Annotated in this window: 24 protein-coding genes; 14 read left to right on the forward strand and 10 right to left on the reverse strand. The window is 62.5% G+C overall.

Features of this window, described 5'->3' with window-relative positions; genetic code table 11:
- The first annotated feature begins 103 nt into the window (after positions 1 to 103).
- Genes fni through crtB form a run of 5 tightly spaced genes read left to right on the forward strand, consistent with a single transcriptional unit; the run spans position 104 to position 6065 of the window.
- The gene (gene fni / locus L4G42_RS16005; RefSeq protein WP_237253162.1) at positions 104 to 1159 is read left to right on the forward strand and encodes a type 2 isopentenyl-diphosphate Delta-isomerase; all 1056 of its coding nucleotides are present in this window, start codon (positions 104 to 106) and stop codon (positions 1157 to 1159) included.
- A complete protein-coding gene (locus L4G42_RS16010; protein ID WP_237253163.1) occupies positions 1156 to 2430 on the forward strand; it encodes a glycosyltransferase in 1275 nt (424 codons plus the stop codon). Before fni ends, L4G42_RS16010 begins: the two co-directional genes overlap by 4 nt.
- Complete coding sequence (gene crtY / locus L4G42_RS16015) at positions 2427 to 3587, forward strand: lycopene beta-cyclase CrtY (protein WP_237253164.1); 1161 nt, start codon at positions 2427 to 2429, stop codon at positions 3585 to 3587. Before L4G42_RS16010 ends, crtY begins: the two co-directional genes overlap by 4 nt.
- A 1-nt stretch (position 3588) precedes the next feature.
- Positions 3589 to 5079, forward strand: a complete 1491-nt coding sequence (locus L4G42_RS16020) for a phytoene desaturase (protein WP_237253165.1) — start codon at positions 3589 to 3591, stop codon at positions 5077 to 5079.
- Positions 5076 to 6065: a 15-cis-phytoene synthase CrtB gene (gene crtB / locus L4G42_RS16025; RefSeq protein ID WP_237253166.1), complete on the forward strand. Its 990-nt coding sequence runs from the start codon at positions 5076 to 5078 to the stop codon at positions 6063 to 6065. The genes L4G42_RS16020 and crtB overlap by 4 nt, the downstream gene beginning before the upstream one ends.
- Here the strand turns inward: crtB and L4G42_RS16030 are convergent.
- On the reverse strand, positions 5947 to 6492 hold the full coding sequence (locus L4G42_RS16030) for a sterol desaturase family protein (RefSeq protein ID WP_237253232.1): 546 nt from the start codon (positions 6490 to 6492) through the stop codon (positions 5947 to 5949). The two genes, crtB and L4G42_RS16030, sit on opposite strands and share 119 nt — an antisense overlap.
- Positions 6493 to 6812: 320 nt before the next feature.
- Here L4G42_RS16030 and L4G42_RS16035 point away from each other — a divergent pair, with 320 nt between their 5' ends.
- Positions 6813 to 7061, forward strand: coding sequence for a hypothetical protein (locus L4G42_RS16035; protein ID WP_237253167.1), 249 nt, complete (start codon positions 6813 to 6815; stop codon positions 7059 to 7061).
- A 112-nt stretch (positions 7062 to 7173) separates the two neighbouring features.
- Here the strand turns inward: L4G42_RS16035 and L4G42_RS16040 are convergent, their stop codons facing one another.
- Positions 7174 to 7371 carry a hypothetical protein gene (locus tag L4G42_RS16040; protein WP_237253235.1) on the reverse strand — a complete coding sequence of 66 codons (198 nt, stop codon included), beginning with the start codon at positions 7369 to 7371 and terminating at the stop codon, positions 7174 to 7176.
- Between L4G42_RS16040 and L4G42_RS16045 the strand changes: the two genes are divergently transcribed.
- Positions 7322 to 8935 carry a methyl-accepting chemotaxis protein gene (locus tag L4G42_RS16045; RefSeq protein ID WP_237259496.1) on the forward strand — a complete coding sequence of 538 codons (1614 nt, stop codon included), beginning with the start codon at positions 7322 to 7324 and terminating at the stop codon, positions 8933 to 8935. The two genes, L4G42_RS16040 and L4G42_RS16045, sit on opposite strands and share 50 nt — an antisense overlap.
- 99 nt (positions 8936 to 9034) lie before the next feature.
- On the opposite strand, the gene L4G42_RS16050 is transcribed toward L4G42_RS16045, so the two are convergent.
- Positions 9035 to 11443, reverse strand: a complete 2409-nt coding sequence (locus tag L4G42_RS16050) for a glucose/quinate/shikimate family membrane-bound PQQ-dependent dehydrogenase (RefSeq protein WP_237253169.1) — start codon at positions 11441 to 11443, stop codon at positions 9035 to 9037.
- A gap of 476 nt (positions 11444 to 11919) precedes the next feature.
- On the opposite strand from L4G42_RS16050, the gene L4G42_RS16055 reads away from it, so the two are divergent.
- Together L4G42_RS16055 and L4G42_RS16060 are read left to right on the forward strand one after the other, a co-directional pair.
- A complete protein-coding gene (locus L4G42_RS16055) occupies positions 11920 to 12267 on the forward strand; it encodes a hypothetical protein (protein WP_237260939.1) in 348 nt (115 codons plus the stop codon).
- A gap of 82 nt (positions 12268 to 12349) precedes the next feature.
- Complete coding sequence (locus tag L4G42_RS16060) at positions 12350 to 13081, forward strand: GNAT family N-acetyltransferase (protein WP_237253171.1); 732 nt, start codon at positions 12350 to 12352, stop codon at positions 13079 to 13081.
- An 8-nt stretch (positions 13082 to 13089) separates the two neighbouring features.
- On the opposite strand, the gene L4G42_RS16065 is transcribed toward L4G42_RS16060, so the two are convergent.
- From L4G42_RS16065 to L4G42_RS16075, 3 genes are read right to left on the reverse strand one after another with little or no spacing between them, the layout of a single operon-like run.
- Positions 13090 to 13689 (reverse strand): methyltransferase domain-containing protein, encoded by a 600-nt coding sequence (locus tag L4G42_RS16065; protein WP_237253172.1) that lies wholly within the window; start codon positions 13687 to 13689, stop codon positions 13090 to 13092.
- Positions 13686 to 14447, reverse strand: coding sequence for a PIG-L deacetylase family protein (locus L4G42_RS16070; protein WP_237253173.1), 762 nt, complete (start codon positions 14445 to 14447; stop codon positions 13686 to 13688). Before L4G42_RS16070 ends, L4G42_RS16065 begins: the two co-directional genes overlap by 4 nt.
- A complete protein-coding gene (locus L4G42_RS16075; protein WP_237253174.1) occupies positions 14444 to 15490 on the reverse strand; it encodes an acyl-CoA dehydrogenase family protein in 1047 nt (348 codons plus the stop codon). The genes L4G42_RS16070 and L4G42_RS16075 overlap by 4 nt, the downstream gene beginning before the upstream one ends.
- A 440-nt stretch (positions 15491 to 15930) precedes the next feature.
- Between L4G42_RS16075 and L4G42_RS16080 the strand changes: the two genes are divergently transcribed.
- Together L4G42_RS16080 and L4G42_RS16085 are read left to right on the forward strand one after the other, a co-directional pair.
- Positions 15931 to 16539, forward strand: coding sequence for an SCO family protein (locus L4G42_RS16080; protein ID WP_237253175.1), 609 nt, complete (start codon positions 15931 to 15933; stop codon positions 16537 to 16539).
- A complete protein-coding gene (locus L4G42_RS16085; protein WP_237253176.1) occupies positions 16539 to 17039 on the forward strand; it encodes a copper chaperone PCu(A)C in 501 nt (166 codons plus the stop codon). The genes L4G42_RS16080 and L4G42_RS16085 overlap by 1 nt, the downstream gene beginning before the upstream one ends.
- Before the next feature lie 860 nt (positions 17040 to 17899).
- Here the strand turns inward: L4G42_RS16085 and L4G42_RS16090 are convergent.
- The 4 genes from L4G42_RS16090 to L4G42_RS16105 form a co-directional block, all read right to left on the reverse strand.
- A complete protein-coding gene (locus L4G42_RS16090; RefSeq protein ID WP_237259526.1) occupies positions 17900 to 19174 on the reverse strand; it encodes an Nramp family divalent metal transporter in 1275 nt (424 codons plus the stop codon).
- A 186-nt stretch (positions 19175 to 19360) separates the two neighbouring features.
- Positions 19361 to 20026, reverse strand: coding sequence for a glycosyltransferase family 2 protein (locus L4G42_RS16095; RefSeq protein WP_237253177.1), 666 nt, complete (start codon positions 20024 to 20026; stop codon positions 19361 to 19363).
- Positions 20027 to 20224: 198 nt separating this feature from the next.
- Positions 20225 to 20788 (reverse strand): type 1 glutamine amidotransferase domain-containing protein, encoded by a 564-nt coding sequence (locus L4G42_RS16100; RefSeq protein WP_237253178.1) that lies wholly within the window; start codon positions 20786 to 20788, stop codon positions 20225 to 20227.
- A 218-nt stretch (positions 20789 to 21006) separates the two neighbouring features.
- On the reverse strand, positions 21007 to 21354 hold the full coding sequence (locus L4G42_RS16105) for a hypothetical protein (RefSeq protein WP_237253179.1): 348 nt from the start codon (positions 21352 to 21354) through the stop codon (positions 21007 to 21009).
- 301 nt (positions 21355 to 21655) lie between these two features.
- On the opposite strand from L4G42_RS16105, the gene L4G42_RS16110 reads away from it, so the two are divergent.
- From L4G42_RS16110 to L4G42_RS16120, 3 genes are all read left to right on the forward strand, one after another.
- On the forward strand, positions 21656 to 22741 hold the full coding sequence (locus L4G42_RS16110; RefSeq protein WP_237253180.1) for a glycoside hydrolase family 3 N-terminal domain-containing protein: 1086 nt from the start codon (positions 21656 to 21658) through the stop codon (positions 22739 to 22741).
- A 96-nt stretch (positions 22742 to 22837) separates the two neighbouring features.
- Positions 22838 to 23602 (forward strand): trans-aconitate 2-methyltransferase, encoded by a 765-nt coding sequence (gene tam, locus L4G42_RS16115; protein ID WP_237253181.1) that lies wholly within the window; start codon positions 22838 to 22840, stop codon positions 23600 to 23602.
- Positions 23603 to 23683: 81 nt separating this feature from the next.
- Positions 23684 to 24187, forward strand: coding sequence for a cupin domain-containing protein (locus tag L4G42_RS16120; RefSeq protein WP_237253182.1), 504 nt, complete (start codon positions 23684 to 23686; stop codon positions 24185 to 24187).
- The last annotated feature ends 96 nt before the right edge of the window (positions 24188 to 24283 follow it).

Raw genomic sequence — 24283 nt, forward strand, 5'->3', positions numbered from 1 at the left:
CCTCAAGATACGGCAAAGTTGTACAGGAAAATCGGTTTTGTACAAGATTGCGTATGCAGAAGACCGTATAGCCCGTTCAATAATTCAGCTGCATGGAGCGAGTATGACTCACAGCGATATGGGTCGTCGCAAAGACGATCACCTTGATATCGTGCTGGACAGGCGCGCCAGCGTGCGTTCCTCCTTTTCAGGACTGGACGACATCCGCTTCGAACACTGTGCGCTGCCGGAGTTGAATCTGGACGACGTCGACGTGAGCAGCTCGCTGCTGGGCATTGCATTGCGCGCGCCGCTGCTCATCAGTTCCATGACCGGCGGCGCCGACCGGGCCACCGCGATCAACCGTCATCTGGCCGAAGCCGCCCAGGAGCTGGGCATCGCCATGGGCGTCGGCTCGCAGCGGGTGGCCTTGCAAAGCGGCGGTGATCAGGGCCTGACCCGCGAACTGCGGCGTCTGGCGCCGGACATCGCGCTGCTGGGCAATATCGGCGCCGCGCAGTTGATCGAGCCTGACGGGCTGGACATGGCCCGCCGTGCGGTCGACATGCTTCAGGCCAATGCGTTGATCATCCACTTAAACCCCTTGCAGGAAGCGGTTCAGGTTGGCGGCGACCGGCGCTGGCAGGGCATTCTCGACGCCATCCACCGCGTGGTGCTCGGTGTCGGCGTGCCGGTGGTGGTGAAGGAAGTGGGCGCAGGCCTGTCTGCCGATGTTGCGCTGGCGCTGGTGGAGGCCGGGGTGCAGGTGCTGGACATCGCCGGACTGGGCGGCACCAGTTGGGCGGCGGTCGAAGCCGAACGCGCCCAAAACCCGGCCGATCGCGAAGTCGCCATGGCGTTTGCGCAATGGGGCATCCCCACCGCCGTGAGCCTGGCCATGGTTCGCCAGGCTTTGCCGGACACGCCGCTGATTGCCTCCGGCGGCATTCAAGATGGCATCGACGTGGCCAAGGCAATCCGCCTGGGTGCGGATGTCGTCGGTCAGGCGGCTGGCGTGCTGCGCAACGCAACCCTGTCCACCGCTGCCGTCATCGAACACTTCGACATCGTCATCCGCCAGCTGCGCATCGCCTGTTTCTGCACCGGTTCAGAGGATCTTCGCGCGTTGCGCAGGGCCCGCTTACTGGCGCCCAACACCCTGCAGTCGTTACTGTCATGACCCATTTTGCCGTCGTGGCGCCGGCGTTCTACAGCCACTTTCAGGCGTTTCAGGCCCTGGCCGGGACGCTGATCGACCGGGGTCATCAGGTGACCTTTTTCCAGCAGGCCGATGCCCGTCGCTGGCTGACCGATCCGCGCATCGGCTTTCATGCCCTTGGCGCCCTCAGTCATCCGCCTGGCAGTCTTGAAGCGGCGCTGCGGCGTGCCGCCTGTTCGAACAATCCGTTGCGCCTGCGCCGGGTAATCCGCGACATGTGCGACACCACGCGCATGCTCTGTGCCGAGCTTCCGTCTGCGCTGGCGGTGCGGCAGATCGAGGCCTTGCTGTGTGATCAGATGGAAGCGGCGGGCGGGATGGTCGCCGAGGGGTTGGCCTTGCCGTATGTGTCGGTGGCCTGCGCCTTGCCGGTCAACCGCGAGCCGCACCTGCCGCTGCCGGTGATGCCCTTTGCCTACGCCACCGATGAACGCAGTCAGCATATTTTCGAAGGCAGCCGCAAGGTGTACGACTGGCTGATGGGGCCGTTGAGCAAGGTGCTGCGTGATGCTTCGCGACGCCTGGCCATCGAGCCCCGCGACGGGTTGCATGAATGCCTCTCGCCGTACGCGCAGATCAGCCAGACCCTCCCCGGTTTCGATTTCCCCCGTCAGCATCCACCTGCGAATTTTCACGCGGTCGGGCCGCTGCGGGCGCCTCAAACCGAACAACAGGGTGAATGGCCGATTGACCCCACCCGGCCGTTCATCTTCGCAAGCCTCGGCACCTTGCAGGGCAGTCGTTTTGACCTGTTCAAGCGCATCGCCACGGCCAGCCGGCAGCTGGATGCACAGTTGCTGATCGCCCATTGCGGCGGGCTCGATGCCCGGCAAGAGCAGCGGCTGATCAAGGCCAGCGCGACCTGGGTGACCGATTTCGCGCCGCAACAGTGGGCACTGCAACAGGCCGATGCGGTGATGACCCATGGCGGCTTGAACACCGTGATGGACGCCATCGTGGCCCGCACGCCGATGCTGGTCATGCCCATCGCCTTCGATCAGCCAGGCGTGGCGTCGCGCGTTACCTACGCCGGGATTGGCCTGCAACTGCGGCAAGGCGCCGGGGCAGGGCTGATTCGCGAGCGACTTACGCAACTGCGCGGGCTGTCCGCCGAGCCTTTTGAGCGCCTGGCGACCGAGCTGGCAAACGCTGGCGGCACGTCCCGCGCCGCCGACATTGTCGAAGCGGTGGTGCGCACGGGTGAGCCGGTGCTGGCGGGGTTGGTGCCATGACGTATGACCTGATTCTCGCCGGCGGCGGGCTGGCCAACGGGCTGATCGCCTGGCGCCTCAAACAGCTGCGGCCAGAGCTGCGCGTGCTGTGCATCGAAGAGCACACGCACCTGGGCGGCAACCACACGTGGTCCTACCACGCGGGCGACCTCAGCGCCGAGCAGCATCAATGGCTTCAGCCGTTGGTGGTGCAACGCTGGTCGACCTATGACGTGCACTTCCCGCAACGCTCGCGGCGGCTGAACAGTGGCTACGCCAGCATCACATCGGAACGCTTTGCCGAAGTCATCGAGCCTGCCTTGGGCGATGCGCTGCTGACCGGCCGGCGCATCACCGAACTCACCCCGAACGCGGTCGTGCTGGACGGCGGCGAGCGGCTTCAGGCCAGCGCGGTGATCGATGGCCGCGGGGTGCAGGCCACGGCGCACATGGTGCTCGGACAGCAGGCGTTTCTGGGTCAGTTGCTGCGCTTGAAGGCGCCCCATGGCCTGAGCGCACCGATCATCATGGATGCCCGTGTCGCGCAGAGTGAGGGCTACCGCTTCGTCTACGTGCTGCCCTTTTCAGCGGACACCCTGCTGATCGAGGACACCCATTACGTCGACCAGCATTCGTTTTCCGCCGAGCAGCTTCGCCAGCACATTGTCGATTACGCCACCGCCCAGGGTTGGCAGATCGCCGAGTGCCTGCGCGAAGAGCAGGGTGTGTTGCCGATCACCCTGGCGGGGGATTTTGCAGGGTTCTGGCGCGAGGCCGCAGGGCAGCCACGTTCCGGTCTGCGTGCCGGGCTGTTTCATTGCACCACCGGCTATTCGCTGCCCCATGCCGTGCGGCTGGCGGAATGGATTGCCGCTCAGCCAAAGCTCGATTCCGAATCACTGGACGCAGGCATCCGCGCCATCGCGCAGCAAGCCTGGCAATCCCAACGCTTCTACCGGCTGCTCAATCGCATGCTGTTTCTGGCCGGACGTCCGTCCAATCGCTGGCAGGTGATGCAGCGGTTTTATGGCCTGTCCGAAGGCCTGATCAGCCGTTTCTATGCGGGGCGCAGTACCGTGGCCGACAAGTTGCGCGTGCTCACCGGCAAACCTCCCGTACCGATCAATGAGGCGGTCAAAGCCGCTGCCCGTTACCTGCCCAAGCATTACGAGAATTGAAATGACTCAAGCAAAAAGCGCAATTGTGATTGGTGCCGGTTTCGGCGGCCTCGCCCTGGCCATCCGGCTTCAGGCGGCGGGCGTGCAGACGACGCTGCTGGAAAAACGCGACAAGCCCGGCGGCCGCGCCTACGTCTATGAAGACCAGGGTTTCACCTTCGACGCGGGTCCGACGGTGATCACCGACCCGACGGCCATCGAAGAGCTGTTCACCGCGGCCGGTAAATCCATCAAGGATTATGTCGAGTTGCTGCCGGTGTCGCCGTTCTATCGCCTGTGCTGGGAAGACGGGACGAAATTCGATTACGCCAACGATCAGCAGTCTCTGGACACCCAGATCGCGGCACTGAACCCCAAGGACGTCGCCGGCTATCAGCGCTTTCTGGCGTACTCCAGAGCGGTGTTTGAAGAAGGCTATCTGAAGCTCGGCGCAGTGCCGTTTCTGTCCTTCCGCGACATGGTTCAGGCCGGGCCGCAGCTGGCGAAGTTGCAGGCATGGCGCAGCGTGTATTCGATGGTGTCGCAGTTCATCGAAGACGACAAACTGCGCCAGGCGTTTTCCTTTCACTCGCTGCTGGTGGGCGGCAATCCGTTTGCGACGTCCTCCATTTACACGTTGATTCACGCCCTCGAACGCCAGTGGGGGGTGTGGTTCCCCAAGGGTGGGACCGGCGCGCTGGTGCAGGGCATGGTCAAGCTGTTCGAAGACATCGGCGGGCGCTTCGAGCTGAACGCCGATGTCGCCAGCATTGACACCCATGCTGCGCGGGTGACCGGCGTGCGGCTCAAGGATGGCCGGCAGATCAATGCCGATTGCGTGGCCTCCAATGCCGATGTCATGCACACCTACGCCGAACTGCTCGGCGGCCATCCGCGCGGGGTCAAGGAAGGGGCGCGATTGAAGGGCAAGCGCTTCAGCAACTCGCTGTTCGTCATCCACTTCGGGCTCAAGCGCCCGCAGCCCCAGTTGCAGCACCACACCGTGTGCTTCGGCCCGCGCTACAAGGCGCTGATTCAGGAGATTTTCAAGGGCGCGGCGCTGGCCGAAGATTTTTCGCTGTACCTGCACGCGCCGTGCATCACTGACCCGAGCCTGGCGCCGCCGGGGTGTTCCAGCCATTACGTGCTGTCGCCGGTGCCGCACCTGGGCAACGCCGATATCGACTGGGAAGTGGAAGGGCCGCGCTACCGCGATCGCATTTTCGAGTACCTGGAGAAGCACTACATGCCGGGCCTGCGCGAGGACCTGGTGACCAGCCGCATCTTCACGCCGCAGGATTTCAAAGGCGAGCTCAACGCGCACTTGGGTTCGGCGTTTTCCCTGGAGCCGATCCTGCGCCAGAGCGCGTGGTTCCGCCCCCACAACCGCGACGCGAGCCTGAGCAATCTGTATCTGGTTGGCGCGGGCACCCACCCGGGCGCCGGCGTACCGGGTGTCATCGGTTCAGCCAAAGCCACGGCCGGGCTGATGCTGGAGGACCTGCACGCATGAGCGTCGCCGATCAGGCGCTGCTCGACCACGCCACCCAGAGCATCGAAGTCGGCTCGAAAAGCTTCGCTGCCGCGTCACGCCTGTTTGATCCGGTCACCCGTCGCAGCGCGGTGATGCTCTATGCGTGGTGCCGGCATTGCGACGACGTGATCGACGGTCAGGAAGCGGGGCACTCGGCATCGGTGGTCAGTCAGCAGGAAGTCACCGAGCGGCTGCAACGGCTGATTGCCCAGACCCACGCCGTGTATGCCGGCACGCCGACCCACAGTCCGGCATTCGAGGCGTTCAGGGAGGTTGTCCTGCGCCATGGCATCGAGCAGCGTTACGCCCTGCAGCATCTGGACGGCTTCGCGATGGATGTCAGCCAGCGCGACTACCGGCGCATCGACGACACGCTGGAGTACTGCTATCACGTGGCCGGCGTGGTCGGCTTGATGATGGCGCAAATCATGGGCGTGAGTGAGGAGGCAACCCTCGACCGCGCCTGTGATCTGGGTCTGGCGTTTCAACTGACTAACATCGCGCGGGACATCGTTGAAGACGCCTCGGTGGGCCGCTGCTACCTGCCGGGTGACTGGCTGGATGAGTTGGGCATTCCCCATGATCGCCTTGCAGCGCCGGAATACCGCCCGGCGGTGGCCGTGCTGGCGAAGCGCTTGGTGGACATGGCCGAGCCGTATTACGAGAGTGCCGACGCCGGCCTGACCGCGCTGCCGTGGCGCTCAGCCTGGGCGGTGGCGACGGCGGGGTGTGTCTATCGCGAGATTGGCGTCAAGGTCAGGCAGCGCGGCGCGCGGGCATGGGATACGCGGGTCTCGACCAGCAAGCTGGACAAGTTGCGTCTGGTGTTGCTGGGGGCGTGGAAGGCTAGCGCGTCTCGAGGTCGGCACTGGCCGGCGCGACCGACGAACCTTTGGCAGCGTCCGGGTCAGCTTTCTGCAACGGACCATCATGCAACCGTCGAAGCTGAGCGCGCAATCGAGTGACGCTCGGCGCGTAGAGAAAGCCGAACGACACGCAGCGCTCCTTGCCCGACACCGCGTGGTGCATCAGATGCGCCTGATAAAGGCGCTTGAGGTAGCCATTGCGCGGCACGTATTTGAACGGCCAGCGCTTGTGCACCAAGCCGTCGTGGGCAATGAAATACAGGAAACCGTAAGCGGTCATGCCCGCACCAATCCACTCCAGCGGGTGTGCGCCTGCGGTGCCCAGCGCGATCAGGACGATGGCGAACCCGGCGAACACCACGGCATACAGATCGTTCTTCTCGAACCAGCCGGTTCTCGGCTCGTGGTGCGACTTATGCCAGCTCCAGCCCCAGCCGTGCATCACGTACTTGTGCGCAAACACGGCAAAGCCCTCCATGCCGATCACGGTTGCGAAAAATACGAGGGCATTGATCATCGGGTTCATCCGCGGGGAGAGTCTCATCGTCAGACCGTAAAAGGGCCGACGGTGTTCGGTGCGTGATTGTCGCATGCCGTTGGCTTTAGGCGGAGGTCGGTTTGTCGTTTGCTGATTTGCGGTGTGAACACCGACTCCTTTTCGGCTAAAGCCGGTCCTGCAGGTTGATCGCATTGCTTCAGTGGGACCGGCTTTAGCCGGGAAGAGGCCAGTTCAAACGCCGTCGGTCTTCTGTTGATGGTGGTCCTTGGCACCGCGCGTCCACGTAGACTGAACTGTGCGCGCCACGTGCGGCCTCAGACTTACAACCGCTAAAGGAGGCCAAGGCCATGAACAACGACGAATTCAATCAATACGATGCAGAGCGCTTCCACGATCAGGTCGCCGAGCAGCTGGGCATCAGCGTGGAAGAGCTTAAAACCTGGATGATCAACGACATCGAGCGGGTTACCGAGGGTGGCGAGGAGGTGGGGCATATGGTGGTGTTCCGCGAGTCCACGCCGGATGAAGTGCTCGACAAGCTCAAGAACCCGCAGAGTCGTTTTACGGCGATGACGGGTGTGATCAAGACCGAGTAATCCCCAGGCGTCCGCCAACAGTGTCACCGGCGGGCCACGCCATCTTCCAAGTCCCCTGAAGCCAGGTCGTGGTGTTCACTTAGCTGTAGGTGGGCACCGTGTCTTGGCTTTTTCAATCGGACAGCCCCCGGGCCACCAACGCCCTGTATCCCTGAGCAATGCCCAACGCGCATCCAGGAAATAGCCTTAAATAACGGCTGGCAAGCGCCGATAAGGTATGCACAGCGGCAATTTTCCCATCGATGACCCGGGGCTTGATGATGTCGATAAAACTGCGTCTATTGCTATTGATCGGCACCAGCGTGCTCACGGTTGTGATCATCAGTATGGTGAATTATCTAAGTAATGCGCGGACGGAAGCCGCGATGATCGACAGTGAGGTCAGCATGACGGCGCTGAGCAATCATCTGGAAGCCGACATGATGCACGATGCCCTCCGCGCCGACGTGCTGTTGGCTATGCTGGTCGGCGTGGGCAAAAGTGATACCCGTCGGGAGGACGTAGTGGCTGGCCTGAACGAGCACGCTGCGCATTTTCGCAAGGTCCTGGCCGATAACCTCACACTGCCCCTCAAGCCAGGCCTCAAGTCAGCGATGGAAAACATCAAGCCCGGCCTGGAGGCCTATATCGTTGCGGGTGAGCGGATTGTCGAGCTGGCCATCAATAGTCCGGAACGGGCACAGCAGGAACTGGCGCAATTCAGCAGCGCGTTCACCCGACTGGAGGATCAAATGGCCAGTTTGAGTGAACTGATCGAGCGGAATTCCAAGGTCAGTGGCGAAGGCACTCGTGACGCGATCCGCAGTGCCAACATCGCCCTCGGTGTCGTGCTGGTGATCAGTCTGATGCTGCTGATCGTCCAGGGCTTCTGGGTGATGCGAAGCATCATGACCCCCTTGCAGATGGCTCGACGCATTGCCGACAGCATTGCCCACGGCAACTTGAGCGAACCTATCGCTGAACCCGGTAATCGTGATGAAGCCGGCCTGCTGATCCTTAGCCTGGCCGCCATGCAGCGGGACTTGCGCGGGATGATTGAGGCGGTGCGCAACAATGCTCAAGGCGTCGGCACGATCAGCCAGCAGCTGGCGGGCAGCTGTCATGAAGTCGCCGGGAGCAGTCTGCAACAGAGCACCGCAGCCGGCACCATGTCTGCGGCGACCAGCGAAATGACGGCGAGCATCGAGGAGATCACGCGACATGCCGCGCAGGCCCTGGCGATGGCCAATCAGGCTGAAACGCTGGCCAAAAATGGCGGCCGCGTGATTCATCAGGTGGTCAGCGACATGGATGGCATCGCACGATCCTCTCAGCAGTCGGCACAAGTGATCCGTCTGCTGGACAAAGAGTCCGAAGGGATCTTCAACATCATCCAGGTGATCAAGGGCATCGCCGACCAGACCAACCTGTTGGCGCTCAACGCCGCCATTGAAGCGGCCCGTGCCGGTGAGCAGGGGCGAGGTTTTGCGGTGGTTGCCGATGAAGTGCGCAGCCTGGCGGGACGCACCAGCGCGTCCACCCAGGAAATTGCCAGCATGGTGGCGCGCATCCAGCAAAGCACGCGCGAAGCCGTGACCAGCATGGAGGCGGGTGTGGCCCAGGTCGATAAAGGGATGGCAGTCACTGCCGAGGTGGAGCAGGCCATTGGCGAGATCCTTGAGGCAACGTTGAGCACCACTCAGTTGGTGAATGACATCACCCGGACCATTGGTGAACAAAGTCTGGCGAGCAACGAAATTGCCCATCAAGTAGAGATGATCGCCAGCATGTCGGCAGGCAATAGCCATGTCATTGGCGAGACGGCCAGTACCACCGATCAACTGTCGGCGCTTGCAGGCCAGCTCTCCCAATCAGTGGATCGTTTCCGGCTTTGAATGGGCGACGTGTCTGATGCATTGACCAGCGCACCGCTCAAACCGCAGACAAAAAAAAGCCCGATCACTCGGGCTCTTTTTTTGCCGCTCAGCCGCTGATTACTTCGACGGCAGGGCGTAGGCGATCAACGAGTCGCCCATCTTGGTCCCAAACGAGCCATGCCCGCCGGCCATGATGACAATGTATTGCTTGCCATTGCTTTCATAGGTCATCGGTGTGGCCTGACCGCCTGCTGGCAGGCGTGCCTCCCAGACTAGGTCGCCGTTGGTGACGTTGTAGGCGCGCAGGTAGTTGTCCTGGGTGCCGGCGATGAACATCAGGTTGCCGGCCGTGGAGATCGGACCACCCAGCATCGGCACACCGATTTTCAGCGGCGGCAGTTGAATCCCTTTCAGGCTGTCGCGGATGGTACCGATACGTTTGCGCCACACAACATCGTGAGTCTTCATGTCGACGCCGGCAACGTAGCCCCACGCCGGCTCTTTGCACGGCAGGCCGAGTGGCGACAGGAAGGCGTTAATCTCGACGCCATAAGGCACACCGTACTGCGGCTGAATACCCATTTCGGTGCCGGTGCCTGTGCCGGTGAGGCCTTCTTTAGGCCACAGCGGGTTGTTTGGGCCACGGGGAATCAGCTTGGACACGAACGGCAGCGCCATCGGGTTCATCAGCGCGACCTGACGGTCGGCGTTGACCGAGATGCCACCCCATTCGAAGACACCCAGGTTGCCCGGGAACACCAGTGTCCCTTGCTCCGACGGCGGCGTGTACTGGCCGTTGTAGGACAACTGTTTGAAGATCACCCGGCAGACCAGTTGGTCGAACATGGTCGCGCCCCACATCTCCTTGTCGGACAGCGTCTGAATCGAGGTCAGATTGAGGTCCGAGCGCGGCTGGGTCGGGCTGACCCGGTCGCCTGGCGCGGCTTGACCGGCGGGCACCTGCATTTCATGGACCGGCACGATTGGCTTGCCATCCCGACGGTCCAGCACGAACAGGTTGCCGGCCTTGGTCGGCACGTACACCGCAGGGACGGCTTCGCCGCTGCCCGTTTTGACATCAGCCAGCGTTGGCTGAGCCGGTACGTCCATGTCCCACAAGTCGTGGTGGGTGGTCTGGAAACTCCACACCAGCTTGCCGGTGGAACCGTTCATCGCGACGATCGAGCTGGCGTAACGCTCCATCACGGGTGTGCGATTGCCGCCCCAGATGTCTGGCGTCGGATTGCCGGTTGGCACGTAGACCACGTCGGTTTTCGCGTCGTACGCCAGTGGTGCCCAAGCGTTTGGCGAGTTGTTGACCAGGGTCTTGCCGTCGCCAGGAATCGCGTTCGGGTCTTCGGCACCGGTGTCGAAGATCCACTTCAGCGCGCCGGTGTTGACGTCGTAGCCACGGATTGCGCCGGAAGGCTCGTGCACCGACAGGTTGTCTGTCACCGAACCGCCGATGATCACGGTGGTCCCGGTCACGACAGGCGGGGAGGTGGGTTCGAGGCCGCCCGGATACGGGTAGGGCTGCAGGTGCAGCAGGTCCAGTTCGCCGTTTTTGGCGAAGTCGGCGCACGGTGCGCCGGTGTCAGCGTTGATGGCGAACAGACGACCGTCGTTGACCGGCAGGAACACCTTGCGCGGGCAACTGGTGGCGACCGGCTGGGTGCCTTCGAGGCTTTTCGCGAACTGGGTGGTGTCTGCCTGATCGAAGTACGCGACGCCACGGCAGGTCAAGTGCTGGAAGGACGGATCGGATTTGAGCTTGGGATCGAATCTCCACTTCTCTTTACCGGTGGCCGGGTCCAGCGCCACCAGGATCTGGTGGGTGGTGCAGATGTACATGTTGTCGCCAACCTTGATCGGCGTCAGTTCGTTGGTGGTTTCGCCGGAGTCGTTGGCGGTTTTCGATTCACCGCTGTTGAAGGTCCAGGCCACCTGAAGGTCTTTGACGTTGCCTTCGTTGATCTGGGTCAGCGGGGAATAACGCGTGCCCGACTGGGTGCGGCCATAAGCAGGCCAGTCGCCGTTGGCGATGCCCTCGACAGGCTGATGCTGCGCGGGTTGCGCGGTGGCCATGCTGCCGTTGATTTCCTGCGGGTCGTTGAAGATGGCATAGACCATCACCACGATCGCCAGCGCCAATGTCGCGGATAAAAAGGTTTTGCCCGGCTTCAGGCGCTCCGGAATATCACGGGTGACCCCCGGAATCAGCAGCCACAGGCCCAACACCCCGAGGATGTCGAAACGCGGCACCAGGGCCCAGAAGTCCGTGCCTGCTTCCCACAGGCCCCAGACCACGGTGATCAGCATCAGCGCGCCATACAGCCAGAGCGATGCAGCGGAACGTCGCCACAGCAGGACGGCAAACACCAGCAGCGCGACGCCCAGGAACAGATAATAAAAAGAGCCGCCCAATGTGAGCAGCCAGATACCGCCTACCACCAGAAACAGGGCAAATATGCCTGCAATGATGGAAGTAAAACGCCTCAGTCCTGAAGCTTTTGATAAGTCATTCATCGATGTTCCCCCTTGGGATGTAGTGCATGGACTGTGCGCCGTATATGGGGTTCAACTCCCGGGCCTGCGGTTTAGATGAAATTTTTCGGCGTCACTGACCACCCGCTCTTTCCAAGCATAGGCCGTGTTTGCGATCTGATCCCGGAGGAAAAGCATTCAGATGGCGAACGGCGCGGCGTTGCGCGCAGCGGCTTCATTCCATTGCTCACGTTGCGAGGGCTGTTGGTGCGTACTAGAGTCATCTACAGCCCATTCGGACTTACAGCAGGCGTATGCACGGAGGAGTCACTGGACTCCATCAAGCCTGCGAGTCAATAACGCGCTGGAAGTGCAAGTTCACTATGCATAAACGGTTTTGCAGGACGCGAGCCACACTGACGCTGTTAGGGGCGGCATTTGTGGTGTGCGCGTCTGGCTGTACTGGCACCGGCAGCAACGCCAAAACAGTTGGACTGTCGTTAGTGGATTACACCTCAGTGAGCGCGACGTCTGCGCCGGAAAAACTCACCGGACTGTGGGCCGGCCCTCATGCCGGCGGCACGTTCTACGTTGAAATCCTCAAGGACGGCGACCTGCGCACGTGCTTGAGCGCTCCGCCTTATTACCGCGCGATGGATGGAAAATACGCCGACGAGGCGTTGTATCTGGAAGACGGCACCCGCATCGAGTTCCAGCCGGTGGGTCCGCAGCGGATGACCCTCTATTCGCCTCCCGGCAGGCCGGTCACTACGCTGGAACGCAGCGCGCCAGGTCACTCCGCCAGCGAGTGCCAGGCAGGTGATGCCGAGGTCCGGCGCAAACTTTCCCACTGGGCTGCGCATTAGCGGCAGGGTTCGATAATTGAGTCAGTGCGCGGGTATCATGCACGGCTCGAACCCACCGCCCGACCCCGGATTCAGGATCACAATGTCTAGCCCCACCTTTACCGTCATGCGCCTCGACGCCACGCCACCGGAATCGATCAAGAGCCAGATCATGCAGATGGTGATTGATTACGTCACCGAGCTCAGCATGGTCGCCATCGCCCCGAGCAATCCGTTGTACCCGCTGTACCAGTACGGCGTCGGCCATGAAGTGCATCAGTACGTGCAAGCGATGGACGGCTCGCGGGGGATTGCGGTGGAATTGATCGTGGCGCTGGACGCCGAGGATCCTTCGGTCGTCATCGGCTTTTTGCTCTGTCTGCCGGTTCAACAGGACCCGCAGGCGTGCGCAGTGGCGTACATGGCGGTGCAAATGCCGCGCCGTCGTCAGGGCGTGGCGCGGGCCATGCTGATGAGGATGACCGAACGCTATCCCCATGCCGAGCTGGCGTGCTTCGTCGCGAAGGTTCCGGTGTTCGAGGCGCTGGGCTTTCGGGTGTTGGGTGCGCGCGGGCCGCAGGTGCTGATGAACACCCGCGAGCAGCAGACCGACGGCTTATTGGCCGTGCTGGACATCGCGCCGATCTACAACTCCCTGGAAGTGCGCCAGATCCACAGCTACCTGTTGAAGCAGCACGGCAAACGCGCGATGACCGATGCGGAAAAGCAGCGGGATCGGCACATCGACCAGTTGACCCGGCAGGCGCGGCTGTACGTGAACGGGCTGCTGGGCGAGTCAGGCGCGCAGGCCTTCATCGGCCCGCAACTCGTCTGATACAAAGATCAGCGTACCGCCTCGTTGAGGTCGATCCCGCGCGGGTCCTTGCTCCACATTTCCAGCACGAAATCCCGATCGGCGTGATGCAGCGTGCGCTCCATCGCCAAGTGCCGCGCAAGGACCTGATGCACCTCGCGGCCTTCCATCGGGCAGCCTTCGATGGGGTGCAGCCAGTGGCATGCCAGCACCGCGCCGTCCGGCGTCAGGCTTTCGCGAATGCGCTCGATGATCTCGCCAAAGGCATCCGGCGTCAGGTAATAGGCCCATTCGCTGATCACCACCAGATCGAATTCCCCCGCCGGCCAGTCCTGGGGCAGACAACCTTCCAGCACCTGAACATGGGGCTGCCCGCTCAAGCGGTCGCGGGCCAGGGTGACGGCCCGGGGGCTGAGGTCCATGCACAGCAGCGTGTCGCAGCGTTCGGCAAGGCGCAGGCTCAGCTCGCCATTGGCGCAGCCTGGCTCGAAGATGCGCGCATAGCGCTGGCGCGGCAGGGCGGCGAGGGTCAGGTCGCGTTTGCGGTGTTCGTACCAGCGCGTGCGGAAGGCCCACGGGTCGTCGCTGCTGGCGAACAGTTCGTCGAAATATTCACCTGTAATGCTCACAGAAACACCAGTTCGAAGGGTTGCAGCAAACGCTCCAGCGTCTGCGGGTTCAACACCGCCGGCGCGCCGGTGCTCGGGTCGTTTTCCAGCTGACTCAAGTGCGCCCCGATAGCCTCGCGCTTGCGCCGCAGTTGTTCATCGCTGAGCCAGAATTTGCGTGCCTGTTCCCAAGGGATTCGCGGGTCGTTCGGTTCAGCCCAATGCCAGGCCCACACCGGAATCTCCACCAGTGTCGCGCCGGTGTTGGCCACCGCCTGGGCCGCGCAATGGCCGACGGCTTCGTGGTCGGTATGGCCGTCGTGGCGCCAGGTGGTCAGCAACACATCCGAGGGACGCAGGTCCTCGCTGAGCAGCGCAATCAATGACTCGGCATGCTCGGCCACCTGTCCGTCGCCCATGCCGAGCCGCTGCCAGGACAACCTCGATACGTCCAGGCCCAGGTGGGCGACGGCTTGCTCGCTTTCCCGGCGCCGCTCGGTGCGCAGGCGTTGTTCGGGCCACAGCGGTGATTGCGGATGACTGCCTTCGCCGTCGGTCACAGCGACCAGTTGCACATCGTTCTGCCGCGGTGCCATCGCCGCGAGCAGGCCACCGCAGGTCAGCACTTCGTCGTCGGGGTGCGGCGCGAGCACGATCAGGCGCGCGCCAGGTGGGACCAGTTCTTCCAGGGTGATCGGGCGCACGCCGCGCAACGCCACGCTGTTTTGCCAGGCGCTCAACGGGGTGCCGGTTACGCCGAAAGGGTGTGCTTCGTTCATAGTGACCAATCCTCGGTTTCGCCCGTGGCGATTCGCTGGCCCAGATGCGCCAGGTCGCGTTCAGCGTGGCTTTGTCGGATAAACACCTGCAGGTCGGCGGCCAGCCGAGCAAAGTGCGGATCGCGGCAGAACGGTGTTGCGCCCAGCGCCCGGCCCACATGCCGGCACACCTGTTCGACCGCCATTTCGACCTGCGCACGCAGGCGCTGGACCGGCAGGCTCGCGTCGTCCTGCGGATGCGCGTCGATCCATGAGGCGCACTCGCGCAAGGCCGCCGCCGCGCCGCACAGCGCTGCATCAACGCTGCCCAGATGAGCGTCGGCGTGGGGTTCAGGCCGGCCGTGGTGTCGGTGCGCGCGCAAGCTTTTCGCCAGCGCCACTGCCGCGCCGTACCAGGCGGCAGCGATCCCGGCGCCGCCTTGCCAGAATCCTGGCCGGGAAAGGTAGTCGCCGTTGTTGCCTACGCAAATGCCGACAGCGCCGTCGAAGTGCACGTCGCCGCTGGCGGTGCCGGCCATGCCCACCGCCTGCCAGGTGTCGCTGCTGAAGCGCACGCCTGGCTGCTTCAAATCGACCGCCACCAGTTGCGGCGCCTCATCGCTCGCCCAAGCGGTGAGCAGGGCGTAATCCAGCTGTAGTGCGCCGGAGCACCAGGCCTTGCGGCCGTTGAGGCGAACCTTGTCGCCGTGGCGTTGACTGACGCCCACCTTGGCGTCGGGCGGTTCAGCGGCCCACACGCCCCAGATGCCGGGGATATCGAAAGGCGCGGCGTCAAGTTCCTGAGCTCTCAGTTCCTGAAGAATGGCGAGGGCGTCGGTGTGGCCTTCGTAGAGTTTGAGCAGCGCCAGATCGATGCCCGCCACCGTTGCCAATTGTCGCCAGCGCTCGAGGGTGCGACCGCTGCCGGGTAACGGCAGTTGATCGAGCCCGCTGTCGAGGCAGCGTTGCATGGCGTGACGCAGGGGCGCGTCCGGCACGTGGGGATTGTCACGGCGGGCGAAATCCGCCAGCAGTGATTCAAGTCCTTGTGCATCGTCCCGCATGGCTGACTGCCTCCGTCCCGTTGACGCCGACGCGAGGTGCGCGGGCTTTTTGCCTGGCCCGCTTGCGCGGCCTGCTGATCAAATTCGGCAGCATAAGCGGGGCGGGGTTCAAACATTTCTTCTCCCGGACCGGTTGATGGATTCCGGCAAGGAGAGTCCGCGAGGCCAGTGATCAGCGCGACGCGGCCAGGTGCGCGGTTTTGTCGCAGTGGGCGTTTCTCAACCCATGGGCGTCAAGGCGTACAGCGTCGTCGAATGGTGTCGGTCGAATCCGCTCGTAACGCATTCAGCCCGGTTTTGCGCGACACTGTCGGGCACCTGTTTTTTTCGCTTCGTCCCTCGCTGCTGCAGTGTGGCTGCCAATAACGCCTGCGGTGCCGCGAGGTGGACAACAAAAGGGTTGGCGTTGGCGCCAGCCGCTGCTCTCGAGAGTTCGCCAGATGAATGAGTTTCTGACCCGCCGTCAGGTGGTCACCGGCATGGGCCTGTTGGGGCTGGGCCTGCTGGCCGGCTGTGACGGTTCGACCACTGCGCTGGATTTCAAGTACGGCAAAGATCTGAGCAACAAGATCATGGGCCGCACCTTCAAGCTGACCGACACCGACGGTGAGGTCAAAACCCTGTCGAGCTATCGCGGGCTGATGCCGATGGTGTTTTTCGGTTTCACCCAATGCCCGGCGGTGTGCCCGACGGCGCTGGCCCGCGCTGCCCAGATCAGAAAGATGATGGGCGAGGACGGCAAGACGCTGCAGGTGATCTTCATCACCGTCGACCCCGAGCGCGACACGCCGCAGATCCTCGACGCCTACGTCAAACAGTTCGATCCGACGTTCGTGGCCCTGCGCGGTTCGCTGGAAGACACCGCCCACGTCGCCAAAGAATTCGGTGTGTTCTACGAAAAGGTCCCGGCGGGCAACACTTACACCATGTCCCACACCGCCACCAGTTTCGTGTTCGACTCCCGGGGCAACCTGCGCCTGGGGCTGTCGCCCTCGCTTTCCGCCAAGCAATGCGCGGAAGACCTGCTCACTGTCATGGAAGTCTGCTGATGAATGCTTTGTTGAATGTTCGCCCACGCTCGTTCGTCTCCCGGACGTTGGTTGTCGCCCTGTTGGCCGGCGTTAGCCTGAGTGCGGTTGCCGAGACGCGGGTTGAGGATCCGTGGGTGCGTGCGACGGTGGCCGGGCAGCCTTCATCGGGTGCTTTCATGCGCATTACCGCCGACACCGACAGCACGCTGCTCAGCGTTAGCTCGCCGGTGGCTAAAGATGTACAAATCCACGAAATGAGCATGACCAACGACGTCATGCGCATGGGCCCGGTCGACGCTGTGCCGCTGCCAGCGGGCAAGACAGTTGCGCTGGATCCTGAGGGTTACCACGTGATGCTCATGGGCCTGAACGGTCAGATCGAAGAGGGCGATCAGGTGCCGCTGACCCTGACCGTCAAGAACGCCAAGGGCGAGACCGAAGTCGTGAATGTCAGCGCCCCGGCCCGCGCCGCGATGGCGCCGATGGACATGGCTCATGACCCCGGGATGACGCACTAGGCAGGATCTTGTATTCCGGTAGGACCGGTTTCAGCCGGGAATAGACCAGGTGCCACACCGCAGAATTGATGGTGTTCAAACCGACGCCTTCCCGGCTAAAGCCAGTCCTACAAAAACACCGTGTACCCAGTAGGACCGGCTTCAGCCGGGAATAGACCAGGTGCCACACCGCAGAATTGATGGTGTTCAAACCGACGCCTTCCCGGCTAAAGCCAGTCCCACAAAAACACCGCGTACCCCAATAGGACCGGCTTCAGCCGGGAATAGGTCAGGTGCCACGCCGCAGAATTGATGGTGTTCGAACCGACGCCTTCCCGGCTAAAGCCAGTCCCACAAAAACACCGTGTACCCAGTAGGACCGGCTTCAGCCGGGAAAGGGTCAGGCGCCACACCGCAGAATTGATGGTGTTCAAACCGACGCCTTCCCGGCTAAAGCCAGTCCCACAGAGACACCGCGCACCCCAGTAGGACCGGCTAAAGCCGGTCCCACAAAAACACCGCGTATCCACTGTGGGACCCGCTTCAGTCAAGAAAGCGCCAGGCGCCACACCGCAAAACTGATGGTGTTCGAACCGACGCCTTCCCGGCCAAAGCCGGTCCCACAAAAACACCGCGTATCCACTGTGGGACCGGCTTCAGGCGGGAAAGGGTCAAGCGCTACACCGCAGAATTGATGGTGTTGAAACCGACGTCTTCCCGGCTAAAGCCAGTCCCACAAAAACACCGCGTATCCACTGTGGGACCGGCTTCAGCCGGGAACAGGTCAGGTGCCACGCCGCATAATTGATAGTGTTCGAACCGACGTTTTCCCGGCTAAAGCCGGTCCCACAGATTGAGTCCGTTCTCCTGTGGGACAAGCTTCAATCCCCAAAAGCCCCCAGCAGTAACACCACGTTCAGCACGATGATCAACAGTGCGATGCCCCAGGCCAGGGTCGTCAGCACGGGCCCGGTGACGAAATCGCCCATCAGCTTGCGGTCCGACACGAAGCGCACCAGCGGGACGATGGCGAAGGGCAGTTGCATCGACAGGATGACCTGACTCAGCACCAGCAACTTGGCGGTGCCCTGCGCGCCATAAATACTGGTCACCACAATCACCGGAATGATCGCGAGGCCCCGTGTCAGCAGGCGGCGGATCCAGCCCGGCAGGCGCAGGCGCAGAAAACCTTCCATGACGATCTGCCCGGCAAGGGTCGCCGTGACCGTGGAATTGATCCCCGAGGCCAGCAGCGCCACGCCGAACAGCATCGACGCCATGCCCACGCCCAGCATCGGCGAAAGCAAATGGTAGGCCTGCTCGATTTCCACCACGTCGGTCTTGCCGGCCTTGTGAAACACCGTCGCCGCCGTGATCAGAATCGCCGCATTGACGAACAGCGCCAACGTCAGCGCGATCGTGCTGTCGGTCACCGCCCAGCGCAGGCCGATGCGTCGACCTTCATCCGTGCGCGGATAGGCGCGTGTCTGCACGATGGACGAGTGCAGGTACAGATTGTGCGGCATCACTGTTGCGCCAATGATGCCGATCGCCAGGTACAGCGCCTCGGGATTGGTAACCACCTCGGCCTTGGGGATGAAGCCGGCAAACAGCTCAGCCAGATCAGGCTGGGCGAGCACCATCTGGATGGCGAAGCAGGCGAAGATGACCAGTAGCAGCGCAATCACAAACGCTTCAAGCGCCCGGAACCCGCGGCCCATGAGCAGAAAAATGAGAAACACGTCGACTGCCGAAATCACCGCGCCCCAGATCAGCGGAATACCGAACAACAGGTTCAGCGCAATGGCAGTGCCGATGACCTCGGCCAGGTCGCAGGCAATGATCGCGATCTCGCAGGCAATCCACAGGCCAATGCACACCGGCCGGCTGCAGCGTTCGCGGCAGGCGCGCGCCAGGTCACAACCGGTGACGATGCCCAGACGCGCCGAGAGCGCCTGCAGCACAATGGCCATCAGGTTCGACAGCAGAATCACCGACAGCAGCAGGTAGCCAAATTTCGAACCACCGGCAATGTCGGTGGCCCAGTTGCCCGGGTCCATGTAACCCACGGCGACCATATAGCCGGGGCCGGTGAACGCGAGCAGCCGCTTGAACCAGTTGCCGGTCTTGGGCATGGCGACACTGGCGCTGGGCATGCCCCCGCCGAGTGTGTCGTCGCCGGGGCTGGCAGGGTGATCGATGGGCGGCATTGGGGATTCCGGCGTTGAATATTGAATGATCGGAATTGGCGACTGGCTGGGCACTTTGGCCCCGCTGTTCGGTTTTAGCGCCTGTGTATCGCATACCAGCACGCTTGGCGTGGCGCGTCCAATCGGAGCGCCTTAGCGGGACAGCGACGTCGCTGCCAGTGAGTTTAGATAATCCCCAAAGCCTTCTTTGCACCGGTAGTCTTTTCGTGCGCTGGTGGTGACGCTGTTCGCAGAAATCCACGCGATGGACGCGCCGACGCGTTGCAGATCGGCGACCAGATGCACGTCTTCATGGGCGGCCAGCGCCTTGAAACCGCCGGCCTGCTGATAAGCATCGGCGCTGACGCCCAGGTTCGCGCCGTGGATGTGCCGATGGTCATCGACCGGGCGGTACAGCGAGTCGTAGCGTTGGCGCACATGCTCGGGGTGCCCGGACCAGTCATCGACTTCGACGATGCCGCACACCGCGTCCACCTTCAGGCTGACCTGATGCGCCAGCCAGGCATAGGGCACGACGCTGTCGGCGTCGGTGAACGCCAGCCAGCGGGCGCCACGTTCGAGCATCAGCCGCGCGCCTTCTGCGCGGGTCATGCCGACGTTGCGGTATGCGCAAACGTGGGTGCCAATGCCGTGGGCGGCCGCGACCCGGGCCGAGGCATCGGAGCAGTCATCGAGCATGATCAGAATTTCCACGGGCTCGCCGTGGAGGTCTTCGTGAACAGAAGCGGCGACCAGGGACTTGATGCAGTCGTCCAGGAAATCTTCTTCGTTGTGTGCGGGGACAATAATTCCAATCATCGAAGTGTCTCGTCTCGGCACCTGCGCTGATCGCGGCGTCCTTCGATGTCGACCGAAGCGATGGAAATTTGGTTTCAAGTATTTTCGTTTGTGAAGACCATCGCCTCGCTTGTCAGGCGTTGAGGCATGTCTCAAACCCATCGACGCCGCTGATCAGCGGCGTCGACGGGTTCTGCTTTATGGCCTGCGGATCAGGCTTCAGCCCGCCAGCAGCGCCTTGGCGATGGCCTCGTTGAACGCCGGCAGATCGTCCGGCGTGCGGGAGGTGATCAGCGTCCAGCCATTGGCCGGGCATTCCTTGACCTCGGCGTCGACCCAATTGGCCGCGCCGGCATTGACAAGGTCAGTGCGCACACTGGGGTAGGAGGTCAGGGTTTTGCCTTTGATCACGCCCGCATCGATCAGCAGCCATGGGCCATGGCAGATCGACGCGACGGTCTTGCCGGCGTCGGCGAACGCTTTGACCAGCTTCTGAGCATCGCTGTCCTGGCGCAGGGTGTCGGCGTTGACTGTGCCGCCGGGGATAACCAGTGCATCGAAATCAGCGGCAGACAGGCCGGCCAGCCTGGTGTCGGAGGTCACGGTCGCGTCTTTATCGGTGTCGTTCAGGAACAGTTGCGCAGTGCCGCCTTCGATGGAGGCGTGGGTGACCGCAGCACCCTGACCCTTCAACGCTTCCAGCGGCTTGAGCAGCTCGTCGCGCTCAATGCCGGTGTTGGACGTGATGATCAAAACCTTCTTGCCGTTCAGTTGATTGCTCATGCTTTCGCTTTCCTCTGAAATAAAAAGTGCTGAAGTTGAAACTGCGCCCGCTGTCAGCGGGCGGTGTCACTTTCAGAGGAAGCCGGAAAAGCAAAAGTTCAGACCGATTGCGTGGCCGGGTAGTGGGCCGTGGCGCATGACTCAGGCCGAATAGCCGCATTCCGTGCGCTTGCAGCAGTGCCGTGCGACGAAACGGCGCAGCGTGATTCACACCGTTGTCACAGGCACTCGCGGACCGCGTTTTCCAGCGCATTGCGGCCAAAGGCCGAAGACAGCGGGGCGCGTTGATAAAGGAAAACCCGGGTATTGGGGTTGCCTTTGTACACCTCGAGAATTTCATCGGAGGCGATCTTGCCGGAGATCAGTAATTTGTAGTGGCCCTTGCTCTCGGTCATGGTCGTGCCGGGCTTGATCTGCTGCCACTTGGGGTAGATGCACTTGGCGTAGTCAGACGGCGTCTTGGCGGTATCGAAATTGAACGACGGGTTGTTCGGCGTTGAACTGCAACCCGCCAGCACCACGGCCATGGCGCAGCCCAGTAGCGAGTACGGAAATAAACGGCGCATCAATTCATCCTGAATAAGAAAACGAAAACAATTCGACCGAGTCGGTGGGCACCTATGTTGACCAGCAACCGTGCAAATGAAAAGCGCACGTTCTGAAATTTTTCACCCCCTGTTGACGTCCCGGTTGCGCAGCCTTCATCCAGTCTCTGAGCGCTTCATTCTGATGAATGACATCGGTCAGCTACTTCGCTGCTTCGTGCTCGATTCGTTTGACAATGCTCGTTTAATGAATAAAGTGAGCGGAAACGAGCGCTCGACTAAGCGTATGTCTGCTCGTCCCTGCCTGATTGACGGAGAGCATATGCCACACGATGAACTGCAACGGGCTGCACGGTCAGTCTTGATGCCGGCGATTGCCGGCCTGGCGCTGGATGAACCCGTGCGCCGGCATCTGCAAGCCGGCGGCGTGTCGGTACTGCTGGGCGAGACCCGGGACGAATACGTGGCGCGGCGCATGAGTTTCGAGCGCCGCCGCGAAGAAACCGACGCGCAATTTTCCGCGATCGCCAGGGAGGCCGCGGCCTGTGCCGCGGCGCCGGTGCTGATCGCCGTCGATCAGGAGCTTGGCGGCATCCAGCGCCTGCACGGTCTGGTGCCCGGTATGCCGGCTTCGGCCGAATTGACCCACATGAGCACCGAAGCCATCGAATCGCGCTGTTATGAAATGGCCAGCTCGGCCCGGGTCATGGGCGTCAACCTGTTCCTGGCGCCGATTGTTGACGTGGTCACCGGGGCGAATCCCTGGCTGCACCAGCGCAACCTCGGGCCGGATCCCGCCGAAGTGGCGCGCATTGCCTGCGCATTCATCCGCGGCGTGCAGCGCGCCGGCGTGATCGCCACGGCCAAGCACTTTCCCGGGCATCACCAGGTCGAGCAGGACCCGGCGGTGGAGCGGGCTACCGTGACTGATGATGCCGCTGCGCTCAGCAACGGCCTGGACGTATTCCGGCAAGTCATTGCAGCAGGCGTCGGGGCAATCATGCCCGGACCTGCCGTGTTCCCGGCGCTGGATCCGCACCGGTCGGCCAGCACCTCGGCGGCGGTGATCGGGCTCCTGCGTGACGCGTTGGGATTTGAAGGGCTGATCGTGTCCGACGACCTCGATGCCGTTTCCATTCTGCGGGGCAACAGCATTGCCGACACCGCCGTCGCCGCCCTCAACGCCGGCGCGCACCTGTTGCTGGTGTCAGCCGAAGCGGGCCTGGATGACATCGCGCGAGCCATCGTCGATGCAGTGTCCAGCGGACAACTCGACGCGCAACGCCTGTTCGCAGCGGCCCACACCGTTCGCTTCCATGCCGGGACGTCGAGAGCCCAGGTGGATTCCGGCCTGTACGTCTCCTACCCGGTCTCAGCCGGGCACGTGACGCGCAGAGTGATGCTCTGATCACAGTGCCAGCAGCTGACGGCACAGCGCGTTTGTACTCACCGGTGGCATGTTTTACCCTCTGCGCCACTCCTCAAATGACAAAAGGAATGCCAAATGAGCTGGTCCGCCAAACAGTACGCCCTGTTCGAACAGCAACGCACCCGACCGGTACGTGACCTCGTCGCCGCCATCCCTTTGGCGTCTGCGCGAGCCGTCGTTGATCTCGGCTGTGGTCCCGGCAACTCTACTGAAGTGTTGGCCGAGCGCTTTCCGGACGCCACGGTGACCGGGCTCGACAGTTCCGACGACATGCTGCGCGACGCCCGTCAGCGGCTGCCGAAACTTGCCTTCGAACTGGCGGACATTGGCAGCTGGAATCCGGCGCAGACCTACGACGTGATTCTCGCCAACGCGTCGCTGCAATGGGTGCCTGACCACGCGACGCTGTATCCACGGCTGCTCAGCCTGCTCAATCCCGCCGGTGTGCTGGCGGTACAGACGCCGGACAATCTTGAGGAGCCTGCCCATCGTCTGGCCCGTGACATCGCCGCGAGTGCGGAGTGGGCCGGCAGGATCGGCGACGTCAAGCACCCCGATCGACACACCGCCGCCTATTACTTCGAACTGCTGCGGTCGCATTGCGCCGAGGTCGATGTCTGGCGCACCACGTACCACCATCCCCTCGCCGGCGGGCACGCGGCGGTGGTCGAGTGGTTCAAAGGCTCGGCGCTGAGGCCGTATCTGCAAAAGCTGGATGAGTCGGCGCAGCAGGATTTTCTCGATGCATATCTGCAGGCGATCAGTCAGGCCTATCCTGCGCTGGACGACGGTACGGTGCTGCTGCCGTTCCCGCGCTTGTTCATCGTTGCGACACGTTGAGGGGGGCGGTTTGCTTCAAACGCCACGGCGCAGGAGCTTTGCGACCCGTGATCGCGATCGCCGTTTTCTGATGGAGTGAGGATGAACAACGACCCAAGCGAACTGGCCGCGCGCCTGATTCGCAACTTCAACGATGTGCCGCTGCAGCACGAGCGGCGTGATCCGTTGTACGAAAGCCACGCCGCCCGCCTGGGCACCGACACCGCCGCGCAGAAGCTGGGTGCGTCGGTGGACATCGTCGCGCCGGGCAAGCGCTCTTGCCCTTATCACTTTCATTACGCCCAGGAGGAGATGTTCGTGATCCTCGACGGGGAGGGCACGTTGCGCGTCGCGGGGGAAATGCTGCCGATCCGCAGTGGCGATGTCATCTTCATTCCGCCGGGGCCGGAGTATCCCCACCAGCTGATCAACACCTCGGACGGACCGCTGAAGTATTTGTCCATCAGCACCCGGGAGACGCCGGAAGTGTGTGAATACCCGGACTCCGGCAAGTATCAGGCGATGGTCACCATCAACGGCGCACGGGCCTTTGCCGCCGTCCAGCGCCCGGACGCGACGCTGGATTATTGGGAAGACGAGCCTTGATAAAAGACTCAGGCTGGGGCCAAGGACCTGTTTGGTTATAACCATAGAACGTCTCGATCTAGGCCCGATATAAGAAAAGCAGCGGTCCATAGCGCA

The sequence above is a fragment of the Pseudomonas petrae genome (assembly GCF_021728295.1).
GTDB lineage: Bacteria > Pseudomonadota > Gammaproteobacteria > Pseudomonadales > Pseudomonadaceae > Aquipseudomonas > Aquipseudomonas petrae.